General features: G+C 65.0%; 17 protein-coding genes and 1 pseudogene. 8 read left to right on the top strand and 10 right to left on the bottom strand.

Annotated elements, in window-relative coordinates; translation table 11 throughout:
* Window positions 1-403 (top strand): annotated as a pseudogene (locus PMM47T1_RS14090) (hypothetical protein); the annotation flags it as partial.
* Here PMM47T1_RS14090 and pseH read toward each other — a convergent pair.
* The 9 genes from pseH to PMM47T1_RS14130 form a co-directional block, all read right to left on the bottom strand.
* A complete protein-coding gene (gene pseH, locus PMM47T1_RS14095; protein ID WP_085989344.1) occupies window positions 372-920 on the bottom strand; it encodes a UDP-4-amino-4,6-dideoxy-N-acetyl-beta-L-altrosamine N-acetyltransferase in 549 nt (182 codons plus the stop codon). The pseudogene PMM47T1_RS14090 and the gene pseH overlap by 32 nt on opposite strands.
* Window positions 920-1498, bottom strand: coding sequence for a TetR/AcrR family transcriptional regulator (locus PMM47T1_RS14100; RefSeq protein WP_008369933.1), 579 nt, complete (start codon window positions 1496-1498; stop codon window positions 920-922). The genes pseH and PMM47T1_RS14100 overlap by 1 nt, the downstream gene beginning before the upstream one ends.
* 37 nt (window positions 1499-1535) lie before the next feature.
* A complete protein-coding gene (gene panE, locus PMM47T1_RS14105) occupies window positions 1536-2474 on the bottom strand; it encodes a 2-dehydropantoate 2-reductase (RefSeq protein ID WP_008369936.1) in 939 nt (312 codons plus the stop codon).
* 116 nt (window positions 2475-2590) lie between these two features.
* On the bottom strand, window positions 2591-2815 hold the full coding sequence (locus PMM47T1_RS14110; protein WP_008369939.1) for a DUF6555 family protein: 225 nt from the start codon (window positions 2813-2815) through the stop codon (window positions 2591-2593).
* A gap of 77 nt (window positions 2816-2892) precedes the next feature.
* On the bottom strand, window positions 2893-3450 hold the full coding sequence (locus tag PMM47T1_RS14115; protein WP_043301062.1) for an ATP-dependent Clp protease proteolytic subunit: 558 nt from the start codon (window positions 3448-3450) through the stop codon (window positions 2893-2895).
* A gap of 61 nt (window positions 3451-3511) precedes the next feature.
* The gene (locus tag PMM47T1_RS29105; RefSeq protein WP_081492653.1) at window positions 3512-3703 is read right to left on the bottom strand and encodes a KGG domain-containing protein; all 192 of its coding nucleotides are present in this window, start codon (window positions 3701-3703) and stop codon (window positions 3512-3514) included.
* Between the two features lie 176 nt (window positions 3704-3879).
* On the bottom strand, window positions 3880-6021 hold the full coding sequence (egtB, locus tag PMM47T1_RS14120) for an ergothioneine biosynthesis protein EgtB (RefSeq protein WP_008369943.1): 2142 nt from the start codon (window positions 6019-6021) through the stop codon (window positions 3880-3882).
* Window positions 6022-6086: 65 nt separating this feature from the next.
* Window positions 6087-6512, bottom strand: a complete 426-nt coding sequence (locus tag PMM47T1_RS14125) for a DUF1810 domain-containing protein (protein ID WP_043301065.1) — start codon at window positions 6510-6512, stop codon at window positions 6087-6089.
* Window positions 6513-6736: 224 nt separating this feature from the next.
* Entirely contained in the window at window positions 6737-7372 is a 636-nt protein-coding gene (locus tag PMM47T1_RS14130) for a histidine kinase dimerization/phospho-acceptor domain-containing protein (protein WP_008369947.1), read from the bottom strand.
* A gap of 387 nt (window positions 7373-7759) precedes the next feature.
* Here PMM47T1_RS14130 and PMM47T1_RS14135 point away from each other — a divergent pair, with 387 nt between their 5' ends.
* Window positions 7760-9031 (top strand): serine/threonine transporter, encoded by a 1272-nt coding sequence (locus PMM47T1_RS14135; RefSeq protein WP_008369950.1) that lies wholly within the window; start codon window positions 7760-7762, stop codon window positions 9029-9031.
* A gap of 181 nt (window positions 9032-9212) precedes the next feature.
* Here PMM47T1_RS14135 and PMM47T1_RS28680 read toward each other — a convergent pair whose 3' ends face one another.
* Entirely contained in the window at window positions 9213-10313 is a 1101-nt protein-coding gene (locus PMM47T1_RS28680) for a GlxA family transcriptional regulator (protein ID WP_008369953.1), read from the bottom strand.
* A 223-nt stretch (window positions 10314-10536) separates the two neighbouring features.
* On the opposite strand from PMM47T1_RS28680, the gene PMM47T1_RS14145 reads away from it, so the two are divergent.
* The 6 genes from PMM47T1_RS14145 to PMM47T1_RS14170 all read left to right on the top strand — a co-directional run bounded on the left by PMM47T1_RS14145 (window position 10537) and on the right by PMM47T1_RS14170 (window position 15903).
* Window positions 10537-11253, top strand: a complete 717-nt coding sequence (locus PMM47T1_RS14145) for an XRE family transcriptional regulator (protein WP_008369955.1) — start codon at window positions 10537-10539, stop codon at window positions 11251-11253.
* Between the two features lie 147 nt (window positions 11254-11400).
* Window positions 11401-11901, top strand: coding sequence for a Csu type fimbrial protein (locus PMM47T1_RS14150; RefSeq protein ID WP_008369957.1), 501 nt, complete (start codon window positions 11401-11403; stop codon window positions 11899-11901).
* Window positions 11902-11923: 22 nt separating this feature from the next.
* Window positions 11924-12649, top strand: a complete 726-nt coding sequence (locus PMM47T1_RS14155; RefSeq protein ID WP_008369959.1) for a fimbrial biogenesis chaperone — start codon at window positions 11924-11926, stop codon at window positions 12647-12649.
* Window positions 12646-14931: a fimbria/pilus outer membrane usher protein gene (locus tag PMM47T1_RS14160; RefSeq protein WP_008369961.1), complete on the top strand. Its 2286-nt coding sequence runs from the start codon at window positions 12646-12648 to the stop codon at window positions 14929-14931. Before PMM47T1_RS14155 ends, PMM47T1_RS14160 begins: the two co-directional genes overlap by 4 nt.
* 10 nt (window positions 14932-14941) lie before the next feature.
* A complete protein-coding gene (locus tag PMM47T1_RS14165) occupies window positions 14942-15382 on the top strand; it encodes a spore coat protein U domain-containing protein (protein WP_008369963.1) in 441 nt (146 codons plus the stop codon).
* 17 nt (window positions 15383-15399) lie between these two features.
* Complete coding sequence (locus tag PMM47T1_RS14170) at window positions 15400-15903, top strand: nucleoside 2-deoxyribosyltransferase (RefSeq protein WP_008369965.1); 504 nt, start codon at window positions 15400-15402, stop codon at window positions 15901-15903.
* Window positions 15904-15914 lie beyond the last annotated feature (11 nt).

Here is a 15914-nt window from a genome sequence, read left to right on the forward strand (position 1 = left end):
GGGCCAGCAACGCGAGGCCGGCCCCGAGGCGCTTCGCGATGCGGCGCATCAGGCGCTGGAGTGGGCGTCCCTGCCTGCCAGTGCCATCGAACGAGTGTGGCAGACGGGTGTGGACCCGCGTCGTAGCCTGTGCCTGGCCACTGTGCTCAGTGACGCCGGGCTACCGCAGGCCCATAAGGGTGAAATGTGCAAACTCAATGCGCTGCTTGGCCAGGTAGGGAACGCGTCGCCGTGGCTGGGGATCGCTGCTGCGTCGCAAAAAATCAAGGAGGGGGCCGGGCCGCAGTTCATGTTCAGCGGCGACGGCGGCGTTGAGGACGGGCTTTGGTGCACGGTGCTGACGCCGGCTCCGCCGCTGTTGAAACAGGGGGTCAGCGCGGCAGGCGCGCCAGACGTTCGATGATCTGTGGGCGGTGGGCGTGCCATTCTTCGGCGGTGATGCCCAGCAGCATCACGCCCAGGCGCTGGCCGTCCTTGAGCACGTTCTGCCGTCGCACGCCTTCCAGGGTGAAGCCGAACTTCTGATGCAACCGCACCACGGCCGGGTTGCTGGCCAGTACTTCGCAGTTGAGCTTGGCCAGCCCCACGTCGTTGAAGGCATGGTCCAGCAGCCAGCATTCCACCTGGCTGCCCAGGCCCTTGCCCTGCAACTCGCTGTCCAGGTAGAAGGCCCAGTCGGCGCTGCCATGCTGCAGGTTGATGGCGTTGAGCGAGACCAGGCCGCAGGCGATGCCGTCGACCATGACCACGTACACCGCCTGACGCGCGTTGCCTTCCAGGCTGGCGAGCCAGGCCTGGTGCTCCTGGGGGCTGATTTCGTGGTCGGTGTACATGAAACGCCGCACCTGGGGCTGGTTGCGCAGTTGGCGCACGCGCTCGCGGGTTTCGGCGCTGGTGGCCAGGATGGGCTCGAAGGCGATCATGTCAGGTGCTCCCGCACCGCGTGCAGTATTTCGTCGGACAAAGGGTCGCCCTCGGTGGCGCGGGCCAGGGTGATGGCGCCGACCATCAAGGTGTACTCCACCAGCGCGGCCTGCCGGCGTTGCTCGGCCTGTGGCGGGTCCATGACCGCTTCGTAGTCGTCGAGCAATGCATGCACGCCTTCACGGTAGGCCTTGCGCAAGGGACTGTCGGCAGGCTCGCGGCACACATCGCCGGCAAAGCCCACGGTGGGGCAGCCTTCGCCTGGCAGGTCACGGTTGTTGTCGGCCAGGTAATTGTCGATCAGCGCCTGCCGCGCACCCTTGCGGTCGCGGGTGGGTGCGGTGCGCTCGGCCCAGCGTTGCACCGACTGCGCGAAGGCTTGGCGGCACGCTTGTGCGGCCAAGGCTTCCTTGGAATCGAAATGGCCGTAGAAGCCACCGTGGGTGAGGCCGGCGGCGCTCATCACGTCGGCGACGCTAAGGCCCTTTAGACCGCGCTCGCGGAACAGCCGGGTGGCCACTTCCAGAATGATTTCGCGGTTGCGTTCGGTTTGCTGGCGGGATACGCGGGGCATGATCGATCTCGGTGTCACAGGGTCGAAAAAGGGCGGTTCACTGGTGCTCGCGCTTGCGGCGCGCGGCGTAGGCACGCAGATGCGTGTAGGCCAGGCGCAGCACTGAACGGTCCGGGGTTTCCACTTCTTCGGGCAGGCGCCGCTCCAGCAGGTCGCCCACTACATGGTCGGCCTCGGCAGGGTCGCCGCGTTCCACGTCACGCAACATCGAGGCGGTCAGCGCCGAGCCTGGCTGGGTCAGTACTTGCAGGAACGCCTCGCGGGCTGGCTCGCGCGGGGGGTAACCGGCCTGGCGGGCGATGGCCGAGCATTCTTCGTACAAGTCGCAGATCAGGTCTACGCCATCGGCCGCCACCACGTCACCCACGCTGGCACGCATTAGGCAGGTGATACCGCCGGCGGTGGCGATGAAGGTCCATTTTTCCCACATTTCCTGGGTGATGTCTGGGCTCAGTTGCGCGGCAAAGCCGGCATTGTCCAGGGCCTGGGCCACTGCCTGCAGGCGCCCGCTGTCCTGGCCAACTCGCGCGCCGAAGGCGAGGTCGTCACGCTCGTTGAAGTGCACGATGGTGCCGTCGTCGAGCTTGTCCAAAGACACAAAGCACTTGCCGCCCAGCACCTTGTCGGCACCAAAGCGCTCGTCCAGCCGGTCCAGGTGGCGCATGCCGTTGAGCAGGGGCAGGATCAGCGTATGCGCACCCACGGCGTGGCGCAGGTCGTCCATGACCGTGTCCAGTTGGCCGGCCTTGCAGCTCAACAGGATCAGGTCGAAGGGGCGGTCGATGGCCGAGGCCTGTACCCAGGGCACGGCGGGCAGGTTGATGTCCCCCAGCGGGCTGCGTACGTGCAGGCCGTGTTCGTCCAGTTGCCGGCCGCGACCGGCGCGTACCAGAAAGGTCACGTCCCGCCCGGCGGCCAGCAGGCGGCCGCCGAAATAACCGCCGACCGCGCCGGCCCCCACGATCAAAATCCGCATGATCTCGCTACTCCCTGAATGATGAAGGGCCGTGACCGCAGCCGGGCGGCAGCGGGTACACGCTGAAAATATAGGCTGTTTCCCACGATTGTAATAGAGGTTGATTAACCTTTATTTTATGCCAGTCGCCAACTCACTCCCTCGATACCGAATTTCTCTGCCAGGGGTTTGCTGGTCTTCTTGACCCGTTCACGGCCAAACCGGCCGATCCTCCCCACGCCTGCATCACAACTTGCCCAATGCCACGCCTCACCGTTGTCCATGGTGTCTGCGCGGATGATGAACGACTTCGCTTCGCCATGAAGGGTGTAGTCAATGACGTAGAGTTTTGCACTGTTCATAAAGCTGAATATCCTCCCTGTGACCTGTAACTGATCCTGGCCCCGGAAAAAAATTCAGTTGGATTGTCGGACAGGGTCTACTCGCCGCTGACGGTCCAGTGCACGGCGTCCTTGGGGAACACCACTTGCTCGAGACGGTGGGCGATGCCACAGGTGAGGGAGTCGTCGGCGGCGATGACTTTCTCTTCGGCCGACAGGCACTTGAAGATGTCCAGTTTCTGTTCCGCGTCCGTGGTTTCATCCTTGAAGATGGTGACGTAGCGTTCCAGGTCATTGTTCAGGCTGGAGAGGTATTCGCGCAGGCGTGAATGGTCGACGGAGCTCTGGCTGAAGTACCAGTTCATGGGGTGGATCAGGAAGCGTGATTGTGGCGCGGCGATGCGTTCGGTGCCGGCCAGGTAAACAATGATGCCCATGGATTCGATGTTGCCTGAATTGATGGTGCGTACCGGAATGCCCAGCGACTTGATGAACGTATAGATGGTGAACCCGAAATTGGTACTGCCGCCCGACGACGACATGTTCAGCCACAACGACTGGGCCCCCGCCTTCAATGCCTCCAGGCAGCGGTCGCGCAAGCGCTCGTGGGTGCTTTGGTCAATCTGGCAATGGAAATGAACAATGTGTTGGGTCACCGTCATGTCCTTGGGGTCGTGTATGCAGGCCGGGGACGCCGCCCCGGCCCTGACTCAGCGATTAGCTGCGGCCGCCACCGTGGCTGCCTTGACCGCCTTTTTTACTGCTGTCGGGGGTTGCTTTGCTCCGCTCATTTGGCATTTTGCCTGCAGTCGAGCCGGAGGATGCCTGACCGCCTTTTTTCCCGGCGTCAGATGCCTTTTCACGATCATTGGAGAAGTTTCCTGGGTTCGACTTGCCTGTGTTAGCCATGATTCTCTTCCTCTGTTTTATCGGATGTGCAAGGCCAGTGACCCTGCACTAACTGTGAAAGGCAAAGCCGATAAAAGTTTATTGATTATAGAAAGCCGAGACGGGCGGTCTTAGTGTTTTTGGTTTGAATATTTAGCACCAAAACGACTGTCGCCCCGGCCTTCGTCACCCCCGTGTCAGCACAGGCAGAACAACGCCACCTGCGGTGCAGCGCTGAGCCACTGGTGGCAGACGCGCCAGCCGCCGAGGGCGGCCATTTCAGTGAACGACTCCACGGTGAACTTGTGCGAGTTCTCGGTGTGCAGGCGTTCGCCCTCGGCAAAATGGAAGGCTTGGCCTGCAACCTGTACCACCTGTTCACGGCGGCTCACCAAGTGCATTTCCATGCGTTGCAGCTCGGCGTTCCAGAGCGCCAGGTGGCTGAAGTCATCGATCACGAAATTGCCCCCCAGCTCGCGGTTCATGCGCTTGAGCAGGTTGAGGTTGAAGGCAGCGGTCACCCCCTGGGCGTCATCGTAGGCAGCTTCCAGCAGCGCCGGCTCCTTGACCATGTCGACGCCGACAACAAAGAAGGCGTTGCGCCCCAGCAGCGTGTGGGCCGAGCGCAAAAACTGCACGGCTTGTGGCCGGGTGAAGTTGCCGATGGTGGAACCCGGGAAGAAGCCCACCCGGGGCCGGCCCTTGACGGCCGCCGGAAGGTGCAGGGCACGGGTGAAGTCGTCTACCTGGGGCGCGATCTCAAGGTGTGGGTAGCGCTCGCGCAGGCTACTGGCGGCGGTGTCCAGGGCGTCCTGGCAGATGTCGATGGGCACGTACACGCCGATCTGCGGCGCTGCGTCCAGTAACAGGCCGATTTTGTCGCTGGCACCGCTGCCGAATTCCACCAGTGCCGCGTCATTTGGAATCACGGCGGCGATCTGGGCAGCCACGTCGACCAGCAGGCTGGTTTCGGCGCGGGTAGGGTAGTACTCGGGCAGGGTGCAGATGTCTTCAAACAGCTGGGAACCGGCGGCGTCGTAGAAGTACTTGGGTGACAGGCTTTTGTGCGGTGCCGACAGACCTGCGATTACGTCGCGGGCAAACTCGCTGTTATGCGCGCCTTGCTGGCAGGCATCACGCGCCAGGCGCAGGCCGCTGAACATCCAGCGCAGGCCCGGGGTGAAGAAGTTGCGATAGCTGGGCCGGCAGTGGTCGGGGCTGCTGATGCTGGCGCCGCCGCGCAACACCATCTGGTTGACCATGAATTTGCCGTTGTACTCGCCCACCGCCGACGGTGCCGGGTGGAAGCCTGGGTACGCGCAATAGGCGCTCTGAGTCCATTGCCACGCCACATCGTCCACCTGTTCAAGCAGGCCTGTGGTGGCCGCCAGCTCCCATTCGGCTTCGGTGGGCAGGCGCGCCTCGGCCCAGGCGGCAAAGGCGCAGGCCTCGTAATAGCTGATGTGGGTAACCGGAGCGTCCGGGTCCACCGGCTTGAGCCCGGCCAGGGTCATGACCTGCCATTGCTCGCCGTGCTGTTGCCAGTAAAGCGGCGCCTGCCAGTCCTGATCGCGGGCCATGGCCCAGCCGTCGGACAACCACAGGCCCACGGTCGAATAGCCCCCGGCGGCCATGAAACGCAGCCATTGGCCGTTGGTCACCAGGCGATCGCTGATCTCGAAGGGCGCCAGGTATACCTTGTGCCGCGGGCCTTCGTTGTCGAAGGCAAAGCCATCGCCGTCATGGCCAATGTCCACCAGGCCGCCGTCCAGCGCCTTGAGCTGGCCCTCGCGGCCCGGCGCATCGGCCGGCCAGGCTGGGTCGTAAGCTGGTTTGAGCGCCGACAGGCTGAACAGGTGCAGGATATCCATGAGCAGCAGTTCCTGGTGCTGTTGCTCATGGGCCAGGCCCAGTTCCACCAGCGCCAAGGTGGCGGCGTCCAGGTCCATGGCCAGCAGGCTGCCCATGTGCAGGTCCACGTATTGCCGGTAGGCCATGACCTGGTCCAGCGCCGGGCGGGTCATCAGCCCGCGCTGGGGGCGTGGCTGGCGCGGGCCCATGGCCTCGTAGTAGGAATTGAACAGGTAGGCGAAGTCGGCATCGAACGGCCGGTATTCGGGCAGGTTGGGCGCCAGCAGGAAGGTTTCAAAGAACCAAGTGATGTGCGCCAGGTGCCACTTGCCGGGGCTGGCGTCGGGCATCGACTGCACCACCATGTCCTCGGGGCTCAGCGGGCTTGCCAGCCGTTCGCTGTGGCGACGAACCTGGCGGTAGCGTTGCAAGCGTTCATCGGCCAGGGTGGGCAGGGTTTCCAGTGCGTGGCGTGGCATAAGGTTCATCAGTCATGGCTCCGCGGCTTCGTCGTTGGCGACGGCAGTTGGCGAGTTGACTGCCCGGCAATGGCCTATAGGCCCAGGGCGTCGAGTGTCTTGGCATCTGGCTGGCCGTCGAAAAACGCGTCCAGCACCTGGTTGAATGGCAGTGGGTCATCGGCGACATTGGCAAATAAGGTCATGCACGAGCGTAGCTTGAGGTCATCGGGTGGGGCGAGAATCTGGCTGATCGGTCGCCCCTGAAACCTCGCCACGGCTTCGGTGGCTTGCAGCAAGCGCGGTCCCAGCGTGGAGTGTTGCAGGTAGGCCAAGGCCTCGCCGGCGCCACTTATGGCGAAGTGGCGTGCGGTCTCGGTGCGGCCCAGGCCCTGGATCTGCGGAAAGATGAACCACATCCAGTGGGTGCGTTTCTGCCCGTCTTGCAGTTCGTGCAAGGCCTGGTCAAAGACCGGTCGCTGCGCTTCCACGAAACGCTGGAGGTTGTAGGTGTCCATGATGCTCACCGAGAGGGGCGGTCTTCTGATGACCGCCCTGCGCGCGGTGAGTTCTATTGGCGGGATGACCGTGACGCGGACTGGCGGCGCTGCTACAGAAATCCGGTCCCCTGTAGCTTGCCGCCAGGCTGCGAAAAGATCCGCAGGACCTTCGGCGTTGTCATGTCGATCGCGGGGCCGCTGTGCGGGCCTTCGCAGCCTGCGGCTGCTGCGGGGCTGCGTCAGGCTTACAGGGTTGGCGGGCCGCCTGGGCGCTCGTGGACCAGTGCCAGGGTGGCGTCCAGCAGCTTGACCATTTCGTCGATGTCCTGGCGCATGTCCATGTGCTCCCGGGCTTCGTCGTACAGCTCCAGGCGCAGTTTGAGACGCGACAGTGGCGTGCGCAGGTCGTGGGACACGGCGCCCAGCAGGTAGCCGCGCTGGCGCAGTTGCTCGCGGATGCGCCACTGCATGTGATTGAAGGTCTGGGTGGCCTGGCGTGCTTCCAGCAGCCCGTACTCGAGCACCGGCAGGGGCGGGCTGTCGAGGTCGTCGCTGAGGCGTTCGGCGGCGGCGCTGAAACGCTGTATTGGCCGTGACAGGAGCTTGGCGCCATACCAGGCCGCCGCCACCAGGCACGCCATCTGAATCACCAGCGGTACCACCGGCCCGCCAAACAAAGTGTGGGGCGGCGGTTGCAGGGGCTCGCCCGCTTGCAGTTCGCGCAGGTGTTCCACCTGCATCCTGGCATCGTCATGAGCCTTGCCGTACGCCTGGAACCACACGAACGCCAGGCAATGGGCCAGCACAATGGATATCACCGAAATGCCAAACAGGCGAGCGAACAGGGAGTGGGCGAAACGCGGCAGGCGAAGGCTGGGCATGCAGGAGGCTCTTGGGCCGGATGGTTCTGAAGGGGCAGCATCGCGCCGGGTTGTGTCGCGTTGATTTCACGAATGTATCGGCGAATATGTCGCATTTGGCGAGTGCGCGTCGCCGCTGCCACCAGGCTGCCGTCGCTGTGAAGCGTGCTGAACGCAGTCCCCGAGAAAAAGCCCGACTGCCGGTAGCGCAGGTCGAAACTGACCGGGTTGCGGCAAACTGCCACGCTGAAAACTCTGCGTATTGGCGACCGTTGCTCAGCTAAGTCTTTGCTTCTGAAGCACAATCCCGGACAATCGCCCCCCCTTTTATGGCCGGGGCGCTGCCTGCTTCATGTTTCATCCCGTCTCGGCCACGTATGAATAACCGGCAAGCGGAGATTCGACCGGATGAATGAACAGGCCAACAGCCTCGACCAACACTATGCGGCGCCACAAGCGACGCTGAGCCGTTGGAACCGTCACGACACTACCTGGATGCTGGGCCTGTTTGGCACAGCCATCGGCGCCGGAACCCTGTTCCTGCCGATCAATGCGGGTCTGGGCGGTTTCTGGCCCCTGCTGATCCTGGCCGTGCTGGCCTTTCCGATGACCTTCTATGCGCACCGCGGCCTGACCCGCTTCGTGTTGTCGGGCCGTGAAGGCGCCGACATCACCGAGGTGGTCGAACAGCACTTCGGCGCCCGCGCCGGTGCCTTGATCACCCTGCTGTATTTCTTCGCCATCTTCCCCATCCTGCTGATCTACAGCGTGGCGCTGACCAACACCGTGGGCAGCTTCATCGAACACCAACTGCACCTGCAACCGCCACCACGTGCCTTGCTGGCGCTGGTGCTGATTGTCGGCCTGCTGGGCGTGGTGCGCTGCGGCGAGCGGGTGATCGTCAAGGCCATGAGCCTGATGGTGTACCCCTTCATCGTCGCTCTGTTGCTGCTGGCATTGTTCCTGGTGCCGCACTGGACCGGCGGCATCCTTACCACCGTGCACGACGTGCCCGAGCCTTCGGCCTTCCTGCGCACCTTGTGGCTGGCCATTCCGGTGATGGTGTTTTCGTTCAACCATTCGCCGATCATTTCCGCGTTTGCCGTCGACCAAAAGCGTCGCTACGGGGCCAACGCCGAGCAGCGCAGCTCGCAGATCCTGGCGCGCGCCCACGGCCTGATGGTGGTTATGGTGCTGTTCTTCGTGTTCAGCTGCGTGCTGACCCTGTCGCCGGCACAACTGGCTGAAGCGAAGGCGCAGAACCTGTCGATCCTGTCGTACCTGGCCAACCACTTCAGCAACCCGACCATCGCCTTCGCCGCCCCGCTGATCGCGTTCGTGGCCATTGCCAAGTCGTTCCTGGGCCACTACATCGGCGCCAGCGAAGGCCTCAAGGGCCTGATCGTCAAGAGCGGTCGCCGCCCGGCTGCCAAGACCATGGACCGTGTGGTCGCCGCCTTCATGCTGGTGGTGTGCTGGCTGGTGGCAACGCTCAACCCGAGCATCCTGGGCATGATCGAAACCCTGGGCGGCCCAGTGATCGCGGCCATCCTGTTCCTGATGCCTATGTACGCCATCCGCCGCGTGCCGGCCATGCGCGCGTATGCGGGCAAGCTGTCCAACGTGTTTGTGGTGATTGTTGGCCTGGTGGCCATTTCGGCGCTGGTCTACACCCTGTAAGCGGCGCCCCTGACGCGGCCTGCGGCTGCTACGAACTCCGTAGATGCCGTCAGGCTGCGAAGTTCCGCAGGACCTTCATCGGTGTCATGCCGATCGCGGGCACCCTGCGCGCGCCTTCGCAGCCTGGCGGCCGCTCGGCCTTTGGGCAGCTACGGCTTGGCGGCTGCTCGGGGCTTCAGCTCTATTGCGTCACGCGCTCTGCGTGACGCAGTTGCAGCAGCCACCCCGGCTGGGCAATTCCATCAAACAAACGTGCGTAATCGGCGTGCAACCGCGCCGGCGTTCGCGTGCGCCGGTATTCGCCCGGTGCCAGCCCCAGGTACTTGCGAAACGAACGTGCCAGTTGCTGGCCGTCGCCAAACCCGCCCCGCCGGCCAATCTTGTCCACTGGCAGGTCGCTGTCCAGCAGCGCCTGGCGCGCCATGTCCAGGCGCAACAACACCAGCAGCCCGTGGGGCGAGCAGCCGCAGTCCTGGCGCAGTTGCCGCCGCAGGTTGCGTTCGCTGGTGTGCAGGTACGCGGCGGCCTGGGCCACGTTGAGGGGGTGGTCCAGGCGCTGTAGCCACCAGCGGCACAGACGCAGGGCAGGGCCGTCCGGGCTGGGCGGCTGCGGTGAGGTGGCCAGGGGGGGGCAGGGCAGGCCGCGTACGGCGGCGCAGTGGTCGCGCAGCAACAGCAGCGCCATGTCGCTGGCGCTCATGCGTTCATTGGTGGTGTAGAACGGGCCATCGATCTGCACGCTGCCGCCGGATTGCACGGCCAGGGCGGGAAAGCGTAGCGCCAGCAAGGTTCGCAGGGCGCTGTGGGTGGTCACCTGGCGGCCGTCGAGCAAATGCGCCGCCGCCAGCCAGAACACCCCGGCACCCAAGGCCACCACGCGTCGGGCACGCGGCTGCACCGCTTGCAACCACCGCAGCAGTGGTGTGGCGGCCGTGTCCAGGGCCTGCGCCGGGCCGTGGGCGATGATCAGCGTGTCGGGCGCATCGGGCCCGGGCGGGTCCAGGGGGTGGGTTTGCACACTCACCCAGGGCATGGCCGGGGAGCGCAGCGGCGCGCCGTCCAGCGAATACACCCGGGCCTGCAGGCTGGCACCACGGCGCAGGCTGCAGCAGGGGCGCAGGTCCAGGGCGTGCAGGGTTTCCAGCAGCTTGATCACATCCCCTACGTAGCAGCCGGGGTAGCTGAGAATCGCGATATCACGCACGGCACCGGGCGTACTGTCCAGCACGGGCGCGGAGGGCGTGGGCGTAGGGTTGAGCGTCGCGGTGTGCAAAAAAATCAAGCCCCCGCCAGATGTGCCGTTAATAGCTATACGAGCGATGCGCAGCGGGCAGAAATATTTTCTGACGCGCTGACAAATTATGGCCAGTGGCTGTCATCTACAGGTCGCGCTTTAGCCGTCGACACGGGATATTGACGCGTCGCCAAAAGACAGACGTCAAAATATAGTCAGTTAGCTATAGGTGGTCAAGCCTTAAAGCTATGCACTTCGAGAGTTCAACAGCATGAAGATGGAGCAGTCGACCCGCGCCGCGTCCCTGGAGGATGCCAAAGGATTGACAGTCGTGGAGGCGTTCGCCCCCTCGCTCGACGGCCTGGGTCAGAGAATCGCCGACATGGCTGAGTCGCTAGGCGGTAAGCGCAACCTGGCGCGCCAGGCCGGCGTGCACGAAACCCAGTTGTACAAATACATTCGTGGCGGCAGTGCCCCCAGCCTGGCGGTGTGCCTGGCCATGGCGCGCGCGGCCGGGGTCAGCCTGGACTGGCTGATCGCCGGCAGCGAGGCGCCCCCTGCCGGTGACGAGCACACGGTGTGGGTGCCCGCTTACCCGGCGCAGGCCTGCGCCGCCGGGCTGGCGTGGCCGGGCAGCGTGGCGGCCGGCGAACCTTTGGCCCTGAGCCGAGTCGAACTGCAGCAGCGCGGCCTGGCCGAGCGCAACGTGCTGGCGGTGCGTGTGCCCCGGGGGCAAGGCTGCGTGCCGCTGGCCGAGGGCGGCATCGTGCTGCTCGATCGCAGTGCACCGGGCCTGGCGGGCGACGGCCTGTACCTGCTGGAACTGGCCGGTACCGTGCGCGTGCAACGCCTGCAACACCAGTGCGACGGCACGTTGACGGTACTGGCCATCAACGAGCAGTTTCGCGACCTGCACCTGCCGGCCAAACGCCGGGCAGAACTGAGCGTGATCGGCCGCATTCTGTGGATCTGTAGCTGGCAAGGCTGAGGTGGCCGGATGTGCAGCGGTTATGGCCGGATGTGCAACGGTTTCGCTGCGCCTGCAAAAGTCATGGGACGTAAGCTTTAAAAGGTCACCGGGCGGCATTCAGACCCCTGGGGCTCACACTTACCCAACGCTTCTGCAGGAACTCACATGTCCACTCGCACTTTCTTCAAGGCCGGGGCCGTTGCCCTGATCGGCCTGGGCGTCGCTTTGTCCGGCAACGCCAACGCATCCACCGCCAACATGAGCGTCAGCGCCACCGTGGTTGCCACCTGTTCAGTGTCGGCCGGCGCGCTGGCCTTCGGTTCCTATTCGGGGACGGCGGTGACCGCGTCCGCCGACCTGTCGGTGACCTGCACCAATGATGCGCCTTACACCATCGCCCTGGGCGCCGGTGCTGGCACGGACGCCACCACTTCGGCGCGCCTGCTGACCAACGCCTCGGACAGCACCTCCACCCTGAGCTATGGCCTTTATCAGGACAGCAGCTACGCCACCACCTGGGGCAATACCACGGGTACCGACACCCTGGCCGATACCGGCACTGGCGCTGCGCAAACCATCAGCGTGTACGGCAAGATCGCCGCCGACCAACTGACCGCCAGCACCGGTAGCTACGCCGACACCGTCGTCGTCACCGTCAACTACTGATCCACCCCACAGAGTCCCCGTCATGAACCTTGCCACACGCCTTTACGGGGCCTGTGCACTGGCCGGCCTGTGCGCGCTTGCGCCACAGGCCTGGGCCCAGGCACTGGACATCATCCCCATTGCCCAGGCCCTGGAGGCCGGCCAGCGCACGGCCAGTTTCACCCTCACCAACCGCGCCGACCACGAAACCCGTGTGCAGGTGCGCAGTTTTCAATGGCGCCAGGCGAATAACCAGGACGAACTGGAGCCGACCCAGGCCCTGCTGGTCAGCCCGCCCTTTGCCAGCATTGCCCCCGGACAGTCTCAGACCGTGCGTATCCTGTTGCGCCAGGCGCCCGCCGCTGGCGAGCAGGCCTACCGGGTGATCTTCGACCAGTTGCCCGACGCCGACCCGAGCAAGGTGGCCCTGGACTTCCGCCTGACGGTGCCGGTTTTTGCCAGCGCCCCCGCGCGGGCCAAGGCTGACGTGCAGTGGCACGCAGCGCAGGAAAACGGCCAGTGGTACCTGCTGGCGCATAATGCCGGCCAGGCCCATGCGCAACTGGCCAACCTGACACTGGCCACCGCCGATGGCCATAAGCTTAAGCTGTCACGCCCGGCATTGCCTTATTTGCTGGCCGGCCAGGATGGCCGCTGGTTGATCACCCCGTCCGCCTCGGGGCTTCAGGGCGGCGCACGCCTGCACCTGACCACGGTGGGCCGCGGCACTGCAATGGACAGCTGGCTGACCCTTGATCAAGGCCGTTGAACGGGCGGTTTCACCAGGGCCTGCTGTTGCTGCTGGCACTGGCTACTCCGTTGATGGCGCAGGCCGATACCCTGCTGCTGGAGGTTTTGGTCAACGGCCGCAGCCGCGCTGCGGCCCAGGAAGTAGACGAGCAGCTAAGCCACTTGTGGGTGGCCGCCGACCAGTTGCCCCAGTTGGGCATTCGCAGCCCCGACGGCGCCGGCCCGGTTGACCTGGCGGCGCTGCCCGGTGGCCATTTTCGCTATGACCGTGGTGCCCAGCGCCTATACCTGGACCTGCCCGACCGCGACCTGGTGGCCCAGGAACTGCGCCATGACCCGGCGCGCAGTGCCAGCCAGCAGGTGACCAGCGACTTGGCTGCCGTGCTCAACTACGACACCCAGTACACCCGCGCCGACGGCCAGGACAGCACCAGCACCCTGGCCACCCTGCGCCTGCTGGGCGGCCCCGGCGTGCTGGAAACCAGTAGTCTACACAGCAAAACCGCCACGGTGGACAACACCGTGCGCCTGGATACCACGTGGAGCCGCGCCGACCTCGACCACCTGCGCAGCTGGAAAGTCGGTGACTTCGTCAACGGCGGCCTTGCCTGGACCCGCCCGGTGCGCCTGGCCGGCGTGCAGATGGCGACCAATTTCGGCCTGCGCCCTGACCTTGTCACCTACCCGCGCCCCGGCATCAGCTCCAGCGTGGCGGTGCCCTCGTCCGTGGACATCTACGTCAATGGCCTGCACCAACTGTCCGGCCAGGTCGACCCGGGCCCCTTCGAAGCCAGCCAGTTGCCGGTGGCCACCGGAAGCGGTGACATTGCCGTGGTGGTCAAGGACGCCAGCGGCCGGCAGACCACCCAGACCCTGCCGTTCTATACCAGCAGCCTGCTGCTGAGCCCGGGCCTGGATGCACTTTGCGTGGAAGCGGGCAGCGTGCGCACGCATTACGCCAGCCAGTCCGACGATTACACCCAGGGCGCCGCTTCCTTCAGTTGGCGCCACGGCGTCAATGAACGGTTCACCTGGGAATCGCACCTGGAAGGCAGCGACACCCTGGCCATGGGCGGGGCAGGGCTTGACTGGCTGCTGGGCCAGGTCGGCGTGCTCAACCTGTCGCTTGCCGGCAGCCAGTACCATGGGCAGGGTGGCAAACAGTATGGGGTGGGCTTCAGCCATGCCAGCCACTTCTTCAATGCTGGCGTCAGCCTATTGCGCGCCGATCACGCCTTCAACGACCTGGCTTCGGCCAACGGCGACGACCGCCCCGGCACGGCCCTGAGCGCCAATCTGGGCTGGTCGCTGCCAGGGCTGGGTTCGCTGGGCGTGGTGTTCACCAAGAAGCGCGTGAACATCTATGACGAATACGCCCTGACCTCCAGCAGCGTACAGACCACTGCGCTGTCAGTCAGCTATTCCCGGCCGTTGCCCTGGGGTGCCTACGGCTCCGTCACGGCAGTGCATGATTACACCGGCACCACCGGCAGCGGCCTGTTCCTGGGCCTGTCGATACCCCTCGGCGACGACACTACCCTCAGTGCCACCAGCAGCCGCAGCGGCGGTGCCGCCTACCAGACCGTGCAGGCCGAGCGCCCGGCCGTGGAGCGCGGCGACCTGGGCTGGCGCGTGGCCCGCGAGACCGGTGACATTGACCGTGATGACCTGGCCCTGAGCTACAAGTCGGCCTATGGCCTGTTCGGTGGCGAGGCCGAACGCAGCGCCACTGAAACCGACTTGCGCGCCAGCGCCCAGGGCGCGGTGACCTTGCTGGGCAGCCACCTGTTCGCCTCCAACACCATCGATGACGCCTTCGCCGTGGTGGACACCGACGGCCTGGCGGGCGTCACCGTGCGCCAGGAAAACCGCGATCTGGGGCGTACCAACGGCAATGGCTTGCTGTTTGTCGACCACCTGCGTGCCTATGAAGACAACCACCTGTCCATCGACCCGGGCGATGTGCCGCTGGACGTGGACCTGGACTCTGACCAGTTGCACCTGACCCCCGGCGACCGCAGTGGGGTACGTGCGCATTTCGCCGTGCATCACCAGCGCAGCGCCACCCTGTACCTGGTCGATACCGCGCACCACCCGCTGCCCGTGGGCGCCAGCGCTACCCTGATGGGCAGCGGCGAGCAGGCACTGCTGGGTTACGACGGCGCTGCGTTTTTCCAGCAACTGGCGGCCCACGACCAGGTTCGCGTGCAGGCCCCTGGGCATGCGGGCTGCACCGTCACGTTCGACTATCACGCCGAGCCGGGGCGTATCCCCGACATCGGCCCCTTGACCTGCCAATGAGGACCCACCCATGCGCCCGTTGCTTCTGCTGATATTGCTACCCTTGAGCCCGGCAGCACTGGCCTACCGCTGCTCAGTTGCTTCCACGCCCCTGCTTTTTGGCCAGGTGGCCGGCGTGGCCGACCGGGTGCAAAGCAGCACCGCCAGCGTCACCGTGACCTGCGAGGCCGGTGCCAGTGCCGCAAGTGTTGGCTACAGCCTGTACATGGACAGTGCCGACAGTACTGAGCACGCCTTGCGCAATGGCAGCGGTACGGCCCAGTATCAGTTGTTCATGGCCAACGGTCGCCAGCCGATTCTGCACGGTCAGGCGTTTGCCGGTGATCGCTACACCCTGGCGGCCTACACCAGTGCCACCCGTACCTACACCGTGTATGCGCGCATGCAGGCGGGGCAGGCAGGCACGCCCGGCACCTACCAGGCGATGAACGCCATTCGGTTGCTGTACTGATGTTCAGGAGACGCTTCATGACCGCGCATACCCCGGTTTACCTCGCCGGTTTCGATGTGTTTCGCCGCGACGCCTTGGTCTACGGGCAATACCTCAAGGTGCTGTGCGCCGAACAGGGCCTGGAAGGCCTGTACCCATTCGACAACGAATTGCCGGTGGGTGTCGAAGGCTTGGCAGCGGCGCGGCTGATCTGCCAGCAGAACATCGCCATGATCCGCCGATGCGACGCTGTGCTGGCCAACCTCAATGTGTTCCGCGGCCAGGAACCGGACTCCGGCACCGCTTTCGAAGTGGGCCTGGCGGTGGCCCTGGGCAAGCCGGTGTGGGCCTACTTCGCCCCGGACCGCAGCCTGCGCGAGCAGGTCCATCACGACGCCCAGGGCTACGATCCCCAGGGTTTTGCCGTGGAAGATTTCAACCTGCCGCGCAATTTGATGTTGGCCGCCAGCTGGGCAGGGTACAGTGCTACGGTCGAACAGGCGGTTGGCGATTTGCGCCGGCACCTGGCATCGGCCTCTTGAGGAGACAGGCG

This window comes from Pseudomonas sp. M47T1, from assembly GCF_000263855.1.
GTDB lineage: Bacteria > Pseudomonadota > Gammaproteobacteria > Pseudomonadales > Pseudomonadaceae > Aquipseudomonas.

Bases quoted from the DNA above. Each gene is read 5' to 3' on its own strand.
- PMM47T1_RS14100 (WP_008369933.1), bottom strand. From the start codon at position 1,498: ATGCCCCGCGTATCCCGCCAGCAAACCGAACGCAACCGCGAAATCATT.
- panE (WP_008369936.1), bottom strand. From the start codon at position 2,474: ATGCGGATTTTGATCGTGGGGGCCGGCGCGGTCGGCGGTTATTTCGGC.
- PMM47T1_RS14110 (WP_008369939.1), bottom strand. From the start codon at position 2,815: ATGAACAGTGCAAAACTCTACGTCATTGACTACACCCTTCATGGCGAA.
- PMM47T1_RS29105 (WP_081492653.1), bottom strand. From the start codon at position 3,703: ATGGCTAACACAGGCAAGTCGAACCCAGGAAACTTCTCCAATGATCGT.
- egtB (WP_008369943.1), bottom strand. From the start codon at position 6,021: ATGAACCTTATGCCACGCCACGCACTGGAAACCCTGCCCACCCTGGCC.
- PMM47T1_RS14130 (WP_008369947.1), bottom strand. From the start codon at position 7,372: ATGCCCAGCCTTCGCCTGCCGCGTTTCGCCCACTCCCTGTTCGCTCGC.
- PMM47T1_RS14135 (WP_008369950.1), top strand. From the start codon at position 7,760: ATGAATGAACAGGCCAACAGCCTCGACCAACACTATGCGGCGCCACAA.
- PMM47T1_RS14145 (WP_008369955.1), top strand. From the start codon at position 10,537: ATGAAGATGGAGCAGTCGACCCGCGCCGCGTCCCTGGAGGATGCCAAA.
- PMM47T1_RS14150 (WP_008369957.1), top strand. From the start codon at position 11,401: ATGTCCACTCGCACTTTCTTCAAGGCCGGGGCCGTTGCCCTGATCGGC.
- PMM47T1_RS14155 (WP_008369959.1), top strand. From the start codon at position 11,924: ATGAACCTTGCCACACGCCTTTACGGGGCCTGTGCACTGGCCGGCCTG.
- PMM47T1_RS14165 (WP_008369963.1), top strand. From the start codon at position 14,942: ATGCGCCCGTTGCTTCTGCTGATATTGCTACCCTTGAGCCCGGCAGCA.
- PMM47T1_RS14170 (WP_008369965.1), top strand. From the start codon at position 15,400: ATGACCGCGCATACCCCGGTTTACCTCGCCGGTTTCGATGTGTTTCGC.